At 70.6% G+C, this 15,537-nt stretch carries 14 protein-coding genes and 1 pseudogene; 6 read left to right on the top strand and 9 right to left on the bottom strand.

Going from position 1 to position 15,537, the window contains the following annotated elements; genetic code table 11:
* Nucleotides 1–8: 8 nt before the first annotated feature.
* Together tyrS and ACFVDO_RS16225 are read right to left on the bottom strand one after the other, a co-directional pair.
* A pseudogene (gene tyrS, locus ACFVDO_RS16230) lies at nucleotides 9–1,174 on the bottom strand (tyrosine--tRNA ligase).
* 211 nt (nucleotides 1,175–1,385) lie between these two features.
* Nucleotides 1,386–1,568, bottom strand: a complete 183-nt coding sequence (locus ACFVDO_RS16225) for a hypothetical protein (RefSeq protein WP_378856599.1) — start codon at nucleotides 1,566–1,568, stop codon at nucleotides 1,386–1,388.
* A 97-nt stretch (nucleotides 1,569–1,665) separates the two neighbouring features.
* Here ACFVDO_RS16225 and ACFVDO_RS16220 point away from each other — a divergent pair, with 97 nt between their 5' ends.
* The gene (locus ACFVDO_RS16220) at nucleotides 1,666–2,127 is read left to right on the top strand and encodes an HIT family protein (RefSeq protein ID WP_378856597.1); all 462 of its coding nucleotides are present in this window, start codon (nucleotides 1,666–1,668) and stop codon (nucleotides 2,125–2,127) included.
* 19 nt (nucleotides 2,128–2,146) lie between these two features.
* Here ACFVDO_RS16220 and ACFVDO_RS16215 read toward each other — a convergent pair whose 3' ends face one another.
* Nucleotides 2,147–2,695 (bottom strand): AAA family ATPase, encoded by a 549-nt coding sequence (locus ACFVDO_RS16215; RefSeq protein WP_378856595.1) that lies wholly within the window; start codon nucleotides 2,693–2,695, stop codon nucleotides 2,147–2,149.
* Nucleotides 2,696–2,701: 6 nt separating this feature from the next.
* Complete coding sequence (locus tag ACFVDO_RS16210) at nucleotides 2,702–7,303, bottom strand: ATP-dependent helicase (RefSeq protein ID WP_378856593.1); 4,602 nt, start codon at nucleotides 7,301–7,303, stop codon at nucleotides 2,702–2,704.
* A 52-nt stretch (nucleotides 7,304–7,355) separates the two neighbouring features.
* Here ACFVDO_RS16210 and ACFVDO_RS16205 point away from each other — a divergent pair, with 52 nt between their 5' ends.
* Nucleotides 7,356–7,967, top strand: a complete 612-nt coding sequence (locus tag ACFVDO_RS16205; RefSeq protein ID WP_378856591.1) for a hypothetical protein — start codon at nucleotides 7,356–7,358, stop codon at nucleotides 7,965–7,967.
* A 37-nt stretch (nucleotides 7,968–8,004) separates the two neighbouring features.
* Nucleotides 8,005–8,409 (top strand): DUF6157 family protein, encoded by a 405-nt coding sequence (locus ACFVDO_RS16200; protein ID WP_378856589.1) that lies wholly within the window; start codon nucleotides 8,005–8,007, stop codon nucleotides 8,407–8,409.
* Between the two features lie 3 nt (nucleotides 8,410–8,412).
* Here ACFVDO_RS16200 and ACFVDO_RS16195 read toward each other — a convergent pair whose 3' ends face one another.
* Nucleotides 8,413–8,595 carry a PspC domain-containing protein gene (locus ACFVDO_RS16195; RefSeq protein WP_378856587.1) on the bottom strand — a complete coding sequence of 61 codons (183 nt, stop codon included), beginning with the start codon at nucleotides 8,593–8,595 and terminating at the stop codon, nucleotides 8,413–8,415.
* A 31-nt stretch (nucleotides 8,596–8,626) separates the two neighbouring features.
* On the bottom strand, nucleotides 8,627–10,255 hold the full coding sequence (locus ACFVDO_RS16190; RefSeq protein WP_378856585.1) for an ABC-F family ATP-binding cassette domain-containing protein: 1,629 nt from the start codon (nucleotides 10,253–10,255) through the stop codon (nucleotides 8,627–8,629).
* A 237-nt stretch (nucleotides 10,256–10,492) separates the two neighbouring features.
* Here ACFVDO_RS16190 and ACFVDO_RS16185 point away from each other — a divergent pair, with 237 nt between their 5' ends.
* Nucleotides 10,493–10,741 (top strand): hypothetical protein, encoded by a 249-nt coding sequence (locus ACFVDO_RS16185; RefSeq protein WP_378856583.1) that lies wholly within the window; start codon nucleotides 10,493–10,495, stop codon nucleotides 10,739–10,741.
* Here ACFVDO_RS16185 and ACFVDO_RS16180 read toward each other — a convergent pair.
* Nucleotides 10,708–11,382 (bottom strand): alpha/beta hydrolase, encoded by a 675-nt coding sequence (locus ACFVDO_RS16180; protein ID WP_378856581.1) that lies wholly within the window; start codon nucleotides 11,380–11,382, stop codon nucleotides 10,708–10,710. The genes ACFVDO_RS16185 and ACFVDO_RS16180 overlap by 34 nt on opposite strands.
* Before the next feature lie 71 nt (nucleotides 11,383–11,453).
* Between ACFVDO_RS16180 and ACFVDO_RS16175 the strand changes: the two genes are divergently transcribed.
* Complete coding sequence (locus ACFVDO_RS16175) at nucleotides 11,454–12,041, top strand: NUDIX hydrolase family protein (protein WP_378856579.1); 588 nt, start codon at nucleotides 11,454–11,456, stop codon at nucleotides 12,039–12,041.
* A 32-nt stretch (nucleotides 12,042–12,073) separates the two neighbouring features.
* Entirely contained in the window at nucleotides 12,074–13,981 is a 1,908-nt protein-coding gene (locus tag ACFVDO_RS16170; protein WP_378856577.1) for a M3 family metallopeptidase, read from the top strand.
* 15 nt (nucleotides 13,982–13,996) lie between these two features.
* Here the strand turns inward: ACFVDO_RS16170 and ACFVDO_RS16165 are convergent, their stop codons facing one another.
* Both ACFVDO_RS16165 and ACFVDO_RS16160 read right to left on the bottom strand, forming a co-directional pair.
* The gene (locus tag ACFVDO_RS16165; protein WP_378856575.1) at nucleotides 13,997–14,767 is read right to left on the bottom strand and encodes an SDR family NAD(P)-dependent oxidoreductase; all 771 of its coding nucleotides are present in this window, start codon (nucleotides 14,765–14,767) and stop codon (nucleotides 13,997–13,999) included.
* A 130-nt stretch (nucleotides 14,768–14,897) separates the two neighbouring features.
* Complete coding sequence (locus ACFVDO_RS16160; RefSeq protein ID WP_378856573.1) at nucleotides 14,898–15,458, bottom strand: hypothetical protein; 561 nt, start codon at nucleotides 15,456–15,458, stop codon at nucleotides 14,898–14,900.
* Between the last annotated feature and the right edge of the window lie 79 nt (nucleotides 15,459–15,537).

Here is a 15,537-nt window from a genome sequence, read left to right as displayed (position 1 = left end):
GACGGTGCTCAGGCGGCGACCTCCAGCCGGGCCCAGTGCCGTCTTCCTGTGCGCAGGGTGCTGCCGGTCCGGACCGCCAGGGAGAGGTCGGGATCGGTGATGACCATGCCGTCGAGCCGCACGGCGCCCTGCGCGAGGAGGCGCCGGCGGGCGGAGCCGCTCAGCTCGGGGCGGGCATGCTCGAGCAGCGCGAGGGCCGTGATGATCGGGCGGGTCAGGTGCACCGCATCTGCGACCTCGGGCGTCGCGCCGTGCGAGAAGACGGCGAGGAACGACCCTCGCTCCCGCGCGGCGGCCTCCGCGCCGTGGTAGCGGGCGACGAGCGACTCGGCCATCGCGAGCTTCGCATCGCGCGCCTCCCGGCCGCCGCCGGCGGAGGCGGATGCCAGCTCCGCGACCCGTTGATCGTCGAGAGTCGTGTACGCGCTCGCCCACACGCCCGTCAAGTCGTCAGGCAGGCTCATCGCCTTGCCGAACTTGTCGCCGGCCGTGTCGGTCAGCGCGATGTAATTGCCGAGCGACTTCGACTGCTTCGGCCCGCCGTCCAGCCCGGGCGTGATCACCGTCGTGATGAGCGATTGCGGGCGCGCGCCGAGACGCTGCTGGTACTGGCGGCCCATCATCTCGTTGAACAGCTGGTCGGAGCCGACGATCGTCAGGTCGCTCTCCATCGCGAAGCTGTCGTAGCCCTGCAGCACCGGGTAGGTCAGCTCGTGCAGGGCGATCTCGCGGCCCTGCGCGAGCCGATCGCGGAACATGTCGCGGGCCATCAGCTGTGCGTGCGTGGTCATGCTGAACAGGCTCAGCAGCTCGGCCACCGGCATCCGATCGAACCACTCCGAGTTGCGCCGCACCTCGAACACCTCCGGCGAGGTGTCCAGCACGAGCGAGACCTGTGCGAGGAACGCCCGTGCATCTGCGCGTCGGACAGCACCGGACGCGTCTCGCTCTTGCCTGTCGGGTCGCCGACGCGGGTTGTGACGTCGCCGAGGAGGAACACCACCCGGTGCCCGTGCTCCTGCAGGTGGCGCATCAGCCACAGGTTGACCGCATGGCCGAGGTGCAGGTCGGGCGCGGTCAGGTCGACGCCGTACTTGATCCGCAACTGCGCGCCGCCGTCGAGCCGGGCACGCAGCGCGTCCTCGTCGACGATCGTGTCGATCGTGCGCCGCATCGGTCGCAGGATGTCCTCTGCTCCGGTCATCGTGGTCCTCTCATCGGGTCGAGAGGATGGCCGGGCCAGAGCCTCTCGCGGATACGCGAAAGGCAAGGACGGAAGTCCTTGCCTCGAGCTCTGGCCAGTGTGTGCGGGGCGCTACAGACCGCCGGCTCTGGCCAGAGCCGGGCGATACGAATACAGACGCGCCGTCATGTCGAGCACCGTATCACGCGCCCCCGCGGAAGGCGTCCTTCAGCAGGAACAGGTAGACGAGCGCGAAGACCGCGACGATGACGATGTTCGTGCCGAGCCGCCACCAGAACTGCTCGCGCAGGAACAGCACGTCCACCGTGATGATCAGTCCTGCCATCACGACGAAGTAGATCACGACGAACACCGTGTGCCCCATGGCGACCCCTACTCTCGTGCTCATCGTAGGCACGCGCGGGAGCGCTGGAGCCATACATGCTTATGGGGTTGCTGTGACCGGGTCGTACGATGGCCGGGTGTGGTGGTCCGAAGCGGAGCAGGCGGCGCTGGCTGATCCCGCGACGTGCGGCATGTGCGCGGACGCGGATCTCGACGAGAACCCGCACAGTGTGCTGATCGCGTCGACGTCGACCACGCATCTGCGACTGGCGCGCAACCAGGCCCATCCCGGCTACTGCCTCGTGATCCTGCGCGAGCATGTCACCGATCTCGCCGATCTCGACGCCGGCGCGCTCGCCGCGTTCTGGTCCGACGTGCAGCGTGCCGGGCGCGTGATCGGCGCAGTGCTCGACCCGCGCAAGATCGACTACCTCGTGATGGGGCACCGGATGCCGCACCTGCACTGTCATCTGCTGCCGCAGCACGAGGGCGACGATCCGCTGCGCAACGTGGACATCGCGGACGGGCCGGTGCTGCTGTCGGATGCGGCGCTGCGTGAGCGGGCTCAGTCTCTTCGAGGCGCGTGGAGCGCGGGTTGACGGCGGATCGCTGATCTCGTCAGCCGGCGGCGAGCAGCGCGAGCTCCTCGTGCGGGGTCGACGCGTGGATGATCCGGGGAGCATCGGGTCTTTCGGACCAGGCCGACAGCTGCCGCTGCATCCGCTCGATTTCGACGGCCCCGCCCGCTTCTGCGAGCAGAGCCAGGATGCCGCGATCGATGGAGCCGGACGCCGAGCCGTGAGCCCGTTCCTCGACCCGGCGCCAGCACTCCTCGGTGCCCTCGTGCAGGAGGGTGCGCACGACGCGTCCTCCGCTCGCGACGACGGCCTCCTCGAACGGAGCCGCCTCCTCCGGAGTGAAGAACAGCTGAGGGAAGATCACGTTCCCGCCGCGCCCGATCTGCTCGCGCAGCAGCGCCAGAGCGAGCGGCTGCACCTCGGCGCCGGCCTGCACGAAGTCGATCGATGCGGTGCCCAACAGGCCGCGCAGCAGGTCGACGTCGAGGTTGAGCCAGCCGCGGCGGGACTCCACGAACCTTCGTGCGTACGTCGATTTGCCCGAGCCGGGGAGACCGTTCACGAAGATGCAGGTTCCGCCCTCAGCCATGTCTGATCAGACCGCCTTTCGCAGTGCGTATCCACGCGGGGTGACCACGAAGCCGGCCTCCTGCAGGACACGGGCGATGGCGGTGCCGTACACACCCTCGCCGTTGATCTTCTCGATCGTCAGGGTCTCGAGGCGGCGCAGTCGCGAGGTCGTCGCGAGGTCGGACACCGCGGCGCGCAGGGTCTCCTCATCGTCGGTGAAGGCGAGCACCGTGCGGCCGCCGCGCTCCAGATACAGCACCAGCGCACCGTCGACGATCACGACCAGGCCACCGGCCTTGCGGCCAGGGCGGTGCGAGACCTCGTCGATGCGCGGCCAGGGCAGCGCCGCGCCGTACGGGTTGGCCGGGTCGGTCGCGGCGAGCGTGACCGCGCTGCGGGGCGGCGGATCGGCCAGGCCCGCGAACGTGCGCAACCGGTCGACCGTCGTAGATGCCGCGAACTGCGCGGCTCCGAGACGCTCGATGACGTAGCCACGGCGGGCGTGCCCCGCCTCTTCGAACCCGGCGAGCACCCGGTAGGCCTGGGCGAAGCCGCCTGGTACGCCCTCGGCCTGCACCGCGCCGCGGGTGACGACGCCGTACCGATCGAGCAGCAGGCCGGCGGTGACGGTCGCGCGGCGCGCGGCATCCGGGTCCGTCTCGGGAAGCACCGACCAGCGGCCGCCGATCGTCGTGGGGCGAGCGCTCGCCGGGCGGGCGAGCGAGACGCCGCGATAGGTGCGGGTGCGCGGTGCGCGCCGCGTGGTCTTGTGCGCCTGCGACCCACCGGCGATCAGCGCGCGCACCGGTGCGAAGGTGTCGTTGGTGATGTGTCCCTGCCAGGTCAGCGCCCAGAGCGCGTCGAGCACCGACTGCTCGTTCTCGGCGTCCGTCATCGCCCTCAGCGCACCCGCGAACTGGGCGCCGCTGAGCCGCAGGGCGTCCAGCAGCTTCTCCTCGAGGGCGCCTGACGCGGGCGGTTCCTCGGGAAGGGGCAGGGTGAACGGAGCGAGATCCACCGGATGCAGCGACACCCAGCCGTCCCGGCCGGGGAGCGACCCGTGCCCTGCCCAGACCACCTCGCCCGCCGCAGTGAGCTCGTCGAGCAGCGCGGGCGTGTAGTCGCGCACCCGGCTCGGCAGCACCAGAGACTCCCACGCGCTCGCGGGAATCGGTACTCCGGCGAACTGCTCGACCACCGAGAGCACACCGTCGACGCCCTCGAGCGGACGGGTCAGGTGCTGCCAGTCCGGCAGGAATCGGGCGTACGCCTCGGCAGGGACGGGCTCGACGGATCCGCGGATCGCGGCGAGAGACCGCATCCGCAGGCGGCGCAGCACCTCGGCGTCGCACCACTCCTTCTCGTCGGCGGACGAGCCGCTGGTCGCGGGCAGGAAGTAGCCGCTGTTCAGCCGCCCTGCCGACTCCAGCCGCTGCAGCGTGTGCCGGGCGACGGCGCTGCCCAGCCCGAAGCGCGTCGCGACCGCCTCCGTCGTGAACGGCCCGTGCGTGCGGGCGTGACGCGACACGAGATCGCCGAGAGGATCGGCGACCGGCTCGAGGAAGGCGACGGGGATGCCGACGGGCAGCGCGGTGCCCAGACCGTCACGCAGGCGCCCGGCATCCTCGATCGCGGCGAACCGGCGGGCGCCCGCGATCGTCACCTCGATCGCGCGGTGTGCGGAGACGAGGGATGCCAGGTGGGCGGATGCCTCGGCGTCGGATGCCGCGGCGTCCGGATCCTCGCTCGCCTGCAGCCGGACGGCGACCTCCGCAGCTTCCATCGGCCCGAGCATGCGCAGCAGATCCGCGACGCCCTCGATCCCGCGTGCGCGCCGCGACGGATCGAGCCGCTGCACCTCGAGCTCGAACTGGGCGAGCACGTCAGGATCGAGCAGCTCGCGCATCTCGACGGTGCCGAGCAGCTCTCCGAGAAGCGCGGGGTCGACGGACAGTGCGGCGGCGCGGCGCTCGGCGAGCGGCGAGTCGCCCTCGTACATGAACGCGCCGACGTACCCGAACAGCAGGTCACGGGCGTACGGGGAGGGCTGCGCGGGCTCGGTCTCGACCAGCCGCACGCGGCGCTCCGCGATATCTGTTGCCAGACGCCGGAGCGAGGGCAGGTCGTAGACGTCCTGCAGCACCTCGCGTAGGGTCTCGAGGATGACGGGGAAGGTCGGATGCCGCCGTGCGACCTCGAGCAGTTGCGCCGACCGCTGACGCTGCTGCCACAGCGGCGTGCGCTTGTTCGGGTTCATCCGTGGCATGAGCAGCGCTCGCGCCGCACATTCCCTGAACCGTGAGGCGAACAGCGCTGATCCGCCGACCTCCGCGGTGACGATCTGCTCGAGCTCGTCCGGCTCGAAGACGAACAGCTCGGCACCAGGCGGCTCGGCGTCGGCATCCGGCACGCGCACGATGATGCCGTCGTCGCTCGCGACGGCCGTTCCGTCGACTCCCAGGCGCTCGCGCACTCGCGCGCTGATCGCCAGCGCCCATGGGGCATGCACCTTCATGCCGAACGGTGAGTGCAGGATGATGCGCCAGTCGCCGACCTCGTCGTGACCGCGCTCCACAGTCAGGGTGCGGTCGGTCGGCAGCGTACCGGTCGCCTCGCGCTGCTCGTTCAGATACCCCAGAAGGTTGTCTCGTGCCCGCTCGTCGAGCCCCGCGTCGATGAGCCGCTGCTGCGCCTTGCCCGGCTCGGCGGTGGACACCTCACGCGAGAACGCCCCGAGGGCCTCGCCGAGCTCGAAGGGACGTCCGATGCCGTCGCCGTGCCAGAACGGCACCTTGCCCGGTTGCCCGAATGCGGGGGTGACGTTCACCCGGTCGTGGGTGATCTCGGCGATGCGCCAACTCGTGGTGCCGAGCGTGAACACATCGCCGACGCGGGACTCGTAGACCATCTCCTCATCGAGCTCGCCCACGCGGGCGCCGGTGGTCTCGCCGGCGACGAACACCCCGAACAGGCCGCGGTCGGGAATCGTACCGCCACTGGTCACCGCGATGCGCTGCGCACCCGGGCGGCCGGTCAGCGTTCCGGCATCACGATCCCACACCAGTCGCGGACGCAGCTCGGCGAACTCATCGGAGGGGTACTTGCCGGCGAGCAGATCGAGTGTCGCCTCGTAGGCCGAGCGGGGGAGCGAGGCGAACGGCGCGCTGCGCCGCACCGTCTCGAACCAGTCCTCCACATCCAGCGGATCGAGTGCGCAGGCGGCGACGGTCTGCTGGGCGAGGATGTCGAGCGGGTTGCGCGGCACGGCGATCGCCTCGATCTTGCCCGCCAGCATCCGCTCGGTGACGATCGCGGTGTGCAGCACATCGCCGCGGTGCTTGGGGAACAGGTCGGCGCGGCTGATCTCGCCGACCTGGTGGCCTGCACGCCCCACGCGCTGCAGACCGGATGCCGCGGACGGCGGCGCCTCGACCTGGATCACCAGGTCTACCGCACCCATGTCGATGCCGAGCTCGAGGCTGCTCGTGGCCACCACACAGCGCAGCACGCCCGACTTCAGCTCGTCCTCCACCAGGGCTCGCTGCTCCTTCGACACCGAGCCGTGGTGCGCCTTCGCGAGCACCGGATCGGCGCCCGCGGTCGACCCCGCCTGCGCCATCATGGCGGCGGGCGCTGCCGCCGGCTCGGGCAGAGGGACGCCGATGCGCTCGGAGTAGATCTCGTTCAACCGCCCGGTGAGCCGCTCGGCGAGGCGCCGCGAGTTGGCGAACACGATCGTGGAGTTGTTCTGCAGCACCCGGTCGACGATCGCCTCCTCGACATGCGGCCACACCGATCCGGTCACCTCGGTGTACTCGGCCGGCTCGTCGGTGGCTGCAGCAGCACCCGGCGGCGGGGGAGGATTGCGCATGTCGTCGATCGGCACGACCACGCCGAGCTCGAAGGTCTTCGTCGCACGCGGGGCGACGATCTCGACCGGCGCCGAGCCGCCGAGGAAGCGGGCGACCTCGTCGATCGGCCGCACGGTCGCGGACAGCCCGATGCGCTGCGCCGGTGCCTGCGCACCGCCCGCCGAGCGCAGGGCGTCGAGCCGTTCCAGGCTCACCGCGAGATGCGCACCGCGCTTGGTCGCGGCGACCGCGTGCACCTCGTCGATGATCACGGTGTGCACGCCGCGCAGGGTCTCGCCGGCGCGGCTGGTCAACATGAGGTAGAGCGACTCGGGCGTGGTGATGAGGATGTCGGGCGGATCGCTGACCAGCCTGCGCCGATCGCTCGACGTGGTGTCGCCGGAGCGCACACCCACCGTGATCTCGGGCACCGCCGTGCCCAGTCGCCGGGCGGACTGTCCGATGCCGACCAGGGGCGAGCGCAGGTTGCGCTCCACGTCGACGCCGAGCGCCTTCAGCGGCGAGATGTAGAGGATGCGGGTGCGCGGCAGTCCCTCGTCCGCGGCATTCGCCGTCGCGCGCTCTCTGAAGACACTGTCGATCGCCCACAGGAACGCCGACAGCGTCTTGCCCGATCCCGTCGGGGCGACGACGAGGGCGTGCCTGCCCGCCGAGATCGCATCCCACGCTCCCGCCTGCGCGGGCGTGGGCGCATCGAAGGCGCCCCGGAACCAGTCCTGGGTGGCGGGGGTGAACCGATCGAGCACGTCGCTCATCCCTCCATCATGAAGCAGGCCCCGGACATCCGGGCCCGGTAGCGTCGGATGCATGGACGACGCCGAGTTCACCCGCCTGTACGGAGCGTGGGAACCGCGCACGCCCGAAGACGTCCGCGCCCTCTTCGCCGGATACCCCGGGGTGTGGTGGATCGCCGGCGGCTGGGCGCTGCAGGCCTTCTCCGGTATCGTCCGCGAGCACGACGACATCGACCCAGGCATCCTGCGTGCCGACCTGCCGCTGCTGCGCGCGCACGTCGCGGGCCTGCTCGACCTGTGGGGAGCATCTTCCGGCGCGCTCAAGCCGGTGACCTCCGATGACCCCGACGACCTCATGGAGGGCTGCGGCCAGGTCTGGGCGCGCCGCAGCGCTGCCGACCCGTGGGAGTACGACATCCTGCTCGGCCCCGGCACAGCCGAGGAATGGCGCTACAAGCGCGACGAGTCGGTGCGCATGCCGATGAGCGAGGCCGTCTGGGAGCGTGACGGCATCCTGTACCTGCAGCCCGAGATTCAGCTCCTGCACAAGGCGAAGGGTCTGCGCCCGAAGGACGAAGCCGACTTCGTGACGACGCTGCCCTTCCTCGACGCGCGGCGCCGCGACTGGCTGCAGGAGGCGCTCGAGCGCACGCTTCCGGGACATCCCTGGATCGCGCGGCTCTGAACGGCCTCTTGTCGGTGGCCTGGTGCAAGCTGGGGTCATGGCCGACCACACCACGAACTACGTCTCGACGTTCATCGAGGTCGCCGAGGACTGCGCGGCGGACGCCGCGCAGGAGCCGCCGGCCGACAAGCAGACCATCGCCGCGCTGCACTATCGGCTGATCGCTGAGGAGCCCTACGGCCGCACTTCCGATGACGTCGTCTTCCAGACCCAGGCGCTGCGCCAGGGCGTCGACGACACGACCCAGGCGCGCGAGGCCTTCTTCTCGAAGGGACAGGCCTGCCTGCGGTCATCGCCGCTGGGCAAGCGCTACGGCTGGGGCATCCTCAGCGACGCCGAGGGCCGCGTGACGCTCGTGCCGCGCGAGTCGGAGGAGTACGCGCGCCTCGCCGCCGATCCGACGATCGGGCACACGAGAGCGATGCGCTCGAAGCGCGCCTGAGGCTCACTCCTCGTTCGGGATCACGATCCAGAGCAGGATGTAGGCCCAGATCGACAGGCCTGCGAGCAGGACGAGCAGCACGGTCAGCACGCGCACGGTGGTCGGCGTGAGGCCGAAGCGATGCGCGACGGCCGCACACACTCCAGCGATCCAGCGATCCTGGCGGGGACGGGCGAGAGCAGTCATGCTCCCATCCTCCCCGCCAGGCGCCCGGATGTCACCCGACCTCGGTCAGCTGCCCCTCGGAGTCGAGCTCCAGAGTGAGGTCCAGCCCGAGCCGTCCGAGGAACACGTCGTCGTGGCTCACGACGAGCACCGCCCCGCGGTAGGCCCGAAGGGCGTCGACGAGCTGGCCGACCGTGTCGAGGTCGAGGTTGTTCGTCGGCTCGTCGAGGATCACCAGGTGCGGTGCCGGATCGGCCAGCAGCAGCGTCGCCAGTGCGACGCGGAAGCGCTCGCCGCCGGACAGCGCACCCACCGGCCGGTCCGTCGCCGCCCCGCGGATCAGGAACCGGGCCAGCCGGTTGCGCAGCTCCTTCTCCGGCACGTGCGGTGCGGCCTTCGCAACGTTCTCCACCACGGATGCCGCATCGTCCAGGCCGTCCACCCGCTGTGACAGGTAGCCGATCCGGTCGGTGTGCGCGAGCGCCGTGAGATCCGGGTTCAGCACGAAGTCGGATGCCGCGGCATCCTGCTCCTGCGCCGGCACGAGCTTGCGCAGCAGCGTGGTCTTGCCCACGCCGTTGCGTCCGATCAGCGCGACGCGCTCCGGACCCTGGATCACCCAGGCGTGCGATGAGTCACCGAGCGTGGCGATGCGCCGCGCGTTCGAGACATCCGGATCCGGCAGGTCGATCTTCATCGAGGCGTCGTCACGGACGCGGTGCCCGGCGGCGTCCAGCGCCTCGCGAGCATCCTGCTCCTTTCCGGCGACCTCGGTGCGCAGCCTGCCGGCCGACACCTCGGCCTCCATCCGGCGACCGTGCGCGACGATCTTCGGCACCCTCTTCTCGACTTCGGCCTTGTTGGCCATCCGCGCGCGGGTGGCCAGCTTCGCCTCGGCCTCGATGCGCTGCCGCTTCTCCTTCTTGAACGCCTGCTTGGCATCCTTCTCGGCCTGCCGTGCGGCATCCTGCTCGGCGTCCAGCCAGGCGCGCCATTCCGAGTACGGACCGCCGAAAACGCTCAGCGCGCTGCCGTACAGCTCGGCGGTGTCGTCCATCAGCTCCAGCAGAGTGATGTCGTGGCTGACCACGATCAGGGTGCCCCGCCAGCTGCGCACCATCTCGCCAAGGCGCGCACGCGCGTCACGGTCGAGGTTGTTGGTGGGCTCGTCGAGCAGTGTGATGGGCGCCCGCCGCAGACGGATGCCGGCGACGGCGACCAGCACGGCCTCGCCGCCGGACAGCTCTCCGACCGTGCGGTCGAGGAACGACGGGTCGAGCCCGGCGTCGGCGAGCGCGACCTGTGCGCGCGCCTCGACATCCCAGTCGTCGCCGACCGCGTCGAAGTGCGCGGGGTCGACGTCACCGGCCGTGATCGCGCGCACGGCATCGAGGGCATCCTGCACTCCGAGGAGCGCCGCGACCCTGGCATCCGTGTCGAGCGTGAGCTGCTGCGGCAGGTACGCGACGTCGCCCGTGATCGAGAGAGAACCCGATGTGGGGGTCAGCTCGCCTGCGATCAGGCGCAGCAGAGTGGACTTGCCCGATCCGTTGCGGCCGACCAGACCGGTGCGGCCGGAGCCGAAGGCACCGGAGACCGAGTCGAGGGCGACCGAACCGTCCGGCCAGGCGAAGGTGAGTCGGTCGAGGACGACCGATGAGGTGATTGTGGGGGTTGACATGAGCGGCTCCCGAGAGTGTGCGGGTGCGCTGAACAACGGTTGTTCCCGAGAGGACTCGAGGGAACAGAATGCCTGAGGGCAGGAAGGATCGTCAGATCAGCGCGTGGACAAGGACGCGGAGACGACGATTCAGATCAAAGGACTTCCAGACACGGCGGACAGGACTCGTCGAGGTTACCGGTCGCGGATCGATCGCGCAACCCGGGCGTGTCGCGACATCCGCGTACTGTTGAAGTCATGGAACAGCGGCAGCCGAGCTCTCACGAGATGCGCGCCCGGATGGGCTTCGCGGGCAGCATCGTGATCGGGCTCGGTGTCGCCGCGGCGCTCTGGTCGTCCACGCACAACATGGGTGTGACTGTGGGCGTCGCGGTCGCGATCACGATCGCGCTGATGGTCGCGTTCACCGGAGCGTTCCGGAAGAGGCGGCCGAGGCCGCCTCACGACGATGCTCAGGATGCCCCGGACTCGGACCCTTCGGCCTGACCCGCGGCATCCCGCCAGGTCGTGAGGAACACGCCCACATCGTTCAGCTCGGCTTCCGAGATGGAGTGCGTGAGGCCCTGATAGACCCGGCCGGACAGCTCGGAGTGATCGGGCAGCCACTGCGCCGTGTGGTCGATCAGATGCTGGGGGATGACGTCGTCGTGCGTGCCCCGGCCCCAGAAGACCTTCGGGCGCTCCTCGTGCAACAAGGGATCGTTCGGCAGTGCACCCGGCGCGGCGTAGCCGCTCAGGGCGACGACCGCGTCGAACCGCGACGGGTCCAGGCGCAGCGCCTGCAGCGACACCGCGGCGCCCTGCGAGAAGCCCAGAAGGGCGACGGATGCGGCATCCGCCGCCTCCTCGTCGAGCCAGCGCAGCAGCGCCTCGGCGGCCGTCGTGACGTGCGTCGCATCCCTGCCCTGCAGATCGTCGATCGGGTACCACGAGCGGCCCGGCATCGGCCACGGCGGGGTCAGCGGAGCGGCGACCGCCCCGACGGCTATGCCCTCGGGAAGGTACGGCACCAAGCCGAAGAGGTCGTGCTCGTCGGCGCCGTAGCCGTGCAGCAGCACGAGCAGCGGCAGCCGGGCGCGGTCCGCGGTCGACCAGAGCGTGGCGTCGGCGTCGATCCTGAGGGTCATGCAGCCATCCTGCCAGCGGGCGCCGACGCGGACCTCCCGCGTTCGTGTGCCCCTGCTGGTAGAAAGGTCTCATGGCGGTGCGCACACCCGATCCCGACCCCGATGGCGACTTCGGTTTCGACGGCGCGCCTCAGTCCGATTCCAATCCGGGCTGGCTGACCGAGATCGAACTCGCAGAGGCACGACGCCGGCTGCCGATGCTCTACGTCGAGGCCGTGCCTGTGCGCACCGACGGCTCGGGGCAGGTCACCTCCCTCGGCGTGCTGCTGCGCTCCACGCCGCTCGGCGAGATCACGCGCACGGTCGTCTCCGGTCGCGTGCGCTACGGCGAGACCATCCGTGACGCCCTGTTCCGGCACATCGAGAACGATCTCGGTCCGATGGCCTTCCCGCTGCTGCCGCCCTCGCCCGACCCGTTCACGGTCGCGGAGTACTTCCCGATCCCCGGGGTCAGCGCCTACAGCGACGACCGCCAGCATGCCGTCTCGCTGGCCTTCGTCGTGCCGGTGACCGGCACCTGCGAACCCCGGCAGGACGCCCTCGAGGTGACCTGGTTCACGCCGGAGGAGGCTGCGTCCGACGCGGTCTGGGCGGAGATGGAGGGCGGCCGCGGCACCCTCATCCGTCAGGCGCTCGCGCACCTCGGTCTGCTCCGCTGAGCGGCGTCGACACCGGGTCTAGGCTCGTTCGGGTGACCGAACCCATCGCCTTCCCGACCACGTCCGCCGACTGGCTCGCCTTCGCGAGCACCCGATCCGACGACAGGCTCGCGCGCGCCGACGAGCTCGTCGGCGTCCTCAAGGACGGCGCCCCGCGCACGACGCTCGAGACGCTGGCGATCTGGAACGACATCAGGCTCGAGGTGCACCGGGTGCGCGCCGAGGCAGAGGTGCTCAGCGAGGTGCACCCCGAGCGTGAGGTGCGCGAGGCCGCCGAGGCCCGTGTCGCCGCGGGCGAGGCGAAGAGCGCGGAACTGATGGCGGATGCCGAGCTCGCCGCGATCTTCGCCGCCACAGACCACGAAGGGCTCGACGCGGATGCCGCGCGTGTGCGCGAGCACCTGCTGCGCGACTTCCGCCGCGGCGGCGCCGACCGCGACGAGGCGACCCGCGAGAGGGCACTGGAGCTGGCCGCGCGCGACAGCGATCTCAGCCTGGCCTTCTCGCGCAACATCCGTGAGGGGCGTCGCGAGATCCGCGTGGCACCGGAGGGGCTCGCAGGGCTGCCGGAGGACTTCGTGGCGCAGCATCCGGTGGGCGACGACGGGCTCGTCGCGCTGTCCACCGACGCGACCGACGTGATGCCGGTCAGCAACTACGCCTCCGACCGCGCGACCCGCATGGCACTGACAGCGGCCCGCGCCGACCTGGCCTGGCCCGAGAACGACGCCGTGCTCGCCGAACTGCTCGAGGTGCGCCAGCAGCGCGCCGACCTGCTCGGCTACGGCAATTGGTCCGACTACGAGACCGAGGATCGGATGGCAGGCTCCAGTGCCCGCGTCGCGGCCTTCCTCGACGAGGTGGACGAGGCGTCGGCCGCGGCATCCGCTCGGGAGTACGACTTCCTCCTCGCGCGCCTGCGCGAGGAGGAGCCGGATGCCGAGGCCGTGACTGCCGCCGACCAGCTGTACCTGCTGACCCGGATGCACGCCGAGCGCTTCGCCGTCGACTCGCAGGAGGTGCGCTCGTACCTCGCCTTCGACCGCGTGCTGAGCGGTCTGCTCGCCACCACCGGACGCCTGTTCGACATCGTCTACGAACCGGTCGACGTGCCGACCTGGCACGAGGACGTGCGCTCCTACGACGTGCTGCGCGATGGCGCCAGGATCGGCCGCATCCACCTCGACCTGCACCCTCGTGAGGGCAAGTTCAACCACGCGGCCTGCTTCGGGCTCGCACCCGGTCTGCGCGGGCGGGTGCTGCCGGAGGCGGGTCTCGTGTGCAACTTCCCGACCGGGCTGATGGAGCACCGCCAGGTGCAGACCTTCTTCCACGAGTTCGGGCACCTCGTGCACGAGATCCTCGGCGGCGACCAGGAATGGGTCGCCTTCTCGGGTGTCGCCACCGAGTGGGACTTCGTCGAGGCTCCCAGCCAGATGCTTGAGGAGTGGGTGTGGGATGCCGAGGTGCTGCAGGCCTTCGCGGTGAACGACGAGGCTGAGCCGATCCCGGCCGAGCTGGTCGAGAGGATGCGCGAAGCCGATGCCTTCGGCCGCGCTCTGCTCGTGCGCACGCAACTGGGACACGCGAACGTGTCGTATCACCTGCACGTCGATCGCCCGGCCGATCTCGCCGCGGCGACCGATCACTGGTACGAAGTGTCGACCCCCGTGACGAGGCTCCCCGGCACGCATCACTATGCCGCGTTCGGCCATCTGACCGGTTACGGCTCCTGCTACTACACGTACCAGTGGAGCCTCGTGATCGCCCGCGACCTCCTGACCGGATTCACCGGTCTGCTCGACCCCGAGTCGGCCGCGCGCTACCGTCGCGAGATTCTCGAGCCCGGCGGCAGCAGGGATGCGGCCGACCTGGTCGAGTCGTTCCTGGGGCGTCCGTTCAACGTCGAGGCGTACCGCGAGCACCTCTCCGGTCGCTGAGCCGCCGGACGGGTCTCAGAGCATGACCTTTCCTCCCGTGACGTCGACCGTCACGCCCGTGATCCATCCGGAGGCCTCCGAGGCGAGGAACAGGGCCGTGGCGGCGACGTCATCGGGGCGGCCGATGCGCCCGAGCGGGAAGGTCGCGCCCATCTCCTGACGCTGCTCCTCGGTGGTCCAGGCGCGCATCCGGTCGTTCTCGACGGATGCCGGGGCGATGCTGTTGATCCGGATCCCCTGCGGACCGTACTCGCCGGCCAGGTGCCGGGTCAGGGCGACGACGCCGGCCTTCGCGGCGGCGTAGGCGGCGGAGGACTTCGCGGCCTGGCGCCCTGCCGACGAGGACATCGTGATGATCGTGCCACCGCCGCACTCCAGCATCCCTGGTAGGAACGCCGAGATCGTGAGGAACACCGAGGTGAGGTCGGAGTCGAGCACCTCGCGCCAGTGCACCCCGTTCTCCTGCGCCGTGGGCACGGGCATGCCGTTCCCTCCGGCGAAGGCGGCGAGGATGTCGGGCGGGCCGAGGCGCTCGGCCACCGTGCCGGCGAGCCGGGCGAGGTCGGCCTCGACGGTGCAGTCGGCGAGCACGCCGAGGGCCGTGGATCCCTGCGCGGAGAGTTCCGCGACCGTGCGGTCCAGTGCCTCCTGATCACGGCCCACGACCGCGACCCGCACGCCGTTCGCGCCGAGCGCCAGCGCGGTCGCCGCGCCGATGCCGCGGGAGCCGCCTGTGACCACCGCGACCCTGCCGTCGAGGTCCGGGTAGACGGCCGGCGCGTTCATGAGCGCGGCTCCGCCTCGTCGAAGCCGCTCTGGGCGACGATCACGTCGTGGTTCATCGTGACCTCTCTCGTGCTGGTGGCGTGCTGTTCCAGCATCCGTCCTCCGCGGCTCGGACGGTAGGGCATGTGCGTCAGGCGCCGGCGATCATGGCGACGGCGACGACGACGGCCAGCACGATGTCGAGGGCCGCGCAGAACAGCGCGTAGGAGCGCATCACGACGGCATCGAGGTGATGATGCCAGAGGTCCCACGCGCCGTGCGCGAGCAGGGCGACGACCGTGACGATGCCGGCCCACGGCGCGGCTCCGGCCGCCGCGGCGACGGCGAGCGCGCTGAACAGCACAGCGCCCGCCAGCTGGAGGAGGTTGACCCTGGTTCGCCAGGCGCCGCGCACCAGGCCGACGATCACGAGCACGATCTGGATCGCGCCGAGGGAGATGATCGGGATCCACGGGTCGCCGAGGACGAACCCGGGTGCGAGAACGAGGAATGAGATGCCGAAGCCCGCCCACGACGCCCACCGGCGTCCGATCGCGGCGGCGAACAGGTAGATCGCCGCGCACACCATGATCACCGGGGCGACGCCGGTCTGCGATCCGATGGCGAAGGCCGCGATCACTCCGGCGGCGACGGGGAGGGCGATGCCGAGGACGGCCCGGCCGCGGCGCGGCTCCACCACCGTGGTGCTCATGGCCGCCTCCTTTCCTGTACACGGGTGTTCGGGTTACAAGGAGAATAACTCGTACACTGGTGTACGACAAGAGGAGTTG

Source organism: Microbacterium sp. NPDC057741 (genome assembly GCF_042798735.1).
GTDB lineage: Bacteria > Actinomycetota > Actinomycetes > Actinomycetales > Microbacteriaceae > Microbacterium.
Note: the sequence above shows the minus strand (reverse complement) of the source record. Positions and strands in the feature narration are given on the sequence as shown.